The organism is Psychrobacter sp. CAL346-MNA-CIBAN-0220 (assembly GCF_040309805.1).
Taxonomy (GTDB): domain Bacteria; phylum Pseudomonadota; class Gammaproteobacteria; order Pseudomonadales; family Moraxellaceae; genus Psychrobacter.
Genome location: NZ_JBEOPF010000331.1, coordinates 1 through 268, shown reverse-complemented (window position 1 = coordinate 268; position 268 = coordinate 1). Strand labels below are relative to the sequence as shown.

1 protein-coding gene is annotated in these 268 nt (G+C 47.4%); it reads left to right on the top strand.

Annotated features, from left to right (window positions below; all coding sequences use genetic code 11):
* On the top strand, nt 1-268 hold a 268-nt coding region (locus AAEY88_RS13860; RefSeq protein WP_350563313.1), incomplete at both ends, for a hypothetical protein.

Genomic DNA, 268 nt, shown 5'->3' with positions numbered 1-268 from the left:
CGGTCGATTGTCGCTACATTATCAACAAAAAAACAGTGCAGGTAACTTAGAGATTGACGCGGATCTACGTCAGCGTGATGGCGAACATGTTAATGCCAATATTGCACGTGGTAAAACCTCTGCGAAGGTTAAACAGGTAGCGCCTTGGTATATCGATGCCACTTGGCAAAATCTGATCCGTCGTAATGTCCCGAATATCGGTAATATCGATAGTCCTAGTGGTCAAGCTGATGTCATCGTGCGCGGTTCGACCCTCTCTGTCGATGCC